Here is a 1,773-nt window from a genome sequence, read left to right on the forward strand (position 1 = left end):
AGGTTGGGCAGTGCCGTCACGGTTCGAGGACCCTGACGGCACTGTGGACCGGGATCGAACCGCTCATCCCGGTCCGCGCACGCCGCGCGCGCCGCTGCCGTTGCCCCGGTCGCAAGCCACTCCCGGGCCGTCCGGTCCTCAACGTGCTCCCTACCGGGATCGCCTTGTCAGACCTGCCCCCCAGGAACACGGCTTCGGCTCAGGAGTGACGGCGTGGCGGCGTGGCGGCGTGGCGGCGTGGCGGCGTCTGCGCGACTGGCAGAAGGCGGGTGTCCGGGAGGCGCCGCACCAGCGGCTACTGACGTTCACTCCGCGATCCGGGCAGACTGCGACCGAATCGTCACGCGGGAGACGCCAGTTCATGAGTACGCCACCATCGCCATCCGGAGCGGAGCGGACCGACGCATCAGCCGTCCGGATCGGCGCTCTCGTTCCGCTGACCCGGCCCGGCTGGGTCGAGGCAGGCCGGCACTTACTCGCCGGACTCGAACTGGCCGTCCGCGAGGCCAATGACGCCGGCGGGGTCGCCGGAAGACCACTCGAGTTGGTGGTCCGAGACACCGCGGCCGACCCACAGAGGGCCACGGCGGCCGTGGACGAACTGGCCCGCCTGGGCGTGGCCGCCCTGGCGGGGGAGTACCACAGCGTCGTCGCCCGCGCCGCTGCCGCCCGGGCCGACGCCCTCGGCCTGCCGTTCCTCTGCTCGTCGGCGGTTCTCGACACGCTCACCGAACAGCCGACGGAACGGGTCGCGCGCCTCGCCCCGGCGCAGTCCCACGGCTGGCAGGTCTACGCGGACTTCCTCCTCGGCGCGGGCCACCGTCGAATCGCCGTGGCAGCCGAGCCGAGCGTCTACTGGGCGTCTGGGGCCCGCATTCTGCGGGACCACCTCGCTCCACGCGGCGGCACCGTCATCGAACTCGACCTGCGCGCGCCCGCCCCCGCGGCGGTGTGCGACGAACTGGCCGACCACCGCGCGACAGCCCTCCTCCTTCTGGTCGGCCACCCGGAGCCGGCGGTGTCGCTCGTCAAGTCCGTCCGCCACGACCGGCGCCTCGCCGGGATCATGATCGGTGCTCCGGCCGGGCAGCCGGAGTTCGCCGAATGGGCGAGGCTGCTGGGCGACGACGGCGCCGCGATCCCGTTCCTGCGCTACCTGCCCGAGCACCTCAGCCCACTCGGTGCACGAGTCGAGACGGCCCTCCGCGAGCGGCTGGCCGAGGCACCCTCCTTCGTCGCCTTCGAGGGCTACGACACGGTCGCCGTCCTCGCCGAGGTGCTGCGTTCTTCCGGCGCGGACCGGGCGCGCACCGCCGAATCCTGGCCGCGCGTTGCGGTCGACGGCACCCGCGGGCAGATCCGGTTCTCCCGCACGCCGGGCATCAGCGTCTGGCAATGGGCCTGGGCGCCGGTCCAGGTCGTTGACCGGGATCCGGCGGAACCCGATCGCTTTCGGGTCCTCCACACCGGCTGAGAGAGCACCGAGGTCCGACCGCCCGGATCCGCCCGAACGTGAGGCCGTCCACCTGTCCACGCGGACACGTGTCCATGTGTTGATCACCAAGCCCTTCTCAGGGGGCCGGACGCACCCTTGGGTACTCACTTGAAAGTGCGTACTTGATCGGCGACCGGCGAGGACGGAGCCTGGTTCCGCCTGCCCTCCACCACCTTCGCGGCAGCGCCAATCCCACCCTCCCCTGTCTTCCGGAGACCTCCATGCCTTCTTCCCCCGCCACGCCCGTGACCGTCCTCGGCCTCGGCCCGATGGGCCAG

General features: G+C 72.3%; 1 protein-coding gene. It reads left to right on the plus strand.

Annotation, left to right across the window (positions count from 1 at the left end):
• Positions 1–361 precede the first annotated feature (361 nt).
• Entirely contained in the window at positions 362–1,474 is a 1,113-nt protein-coding gene (locus VE546_RS26735) for an ABC transporter substrate-binding protein (RefSeq protein WP_324926765.1), read from the plus strand.
• Positions 1,475–1,773: the final 299 nt, after the last annotated feature.

It is taken from the genome of Streptomyces sp. (assembly GCF_035644915.1).
Taxonomy (GTDB): domain Bacteria; phylum Actinomycetota; class Actinomycetes; order Streptomycetales; family Streptomycetaceae; genus Streptomyces.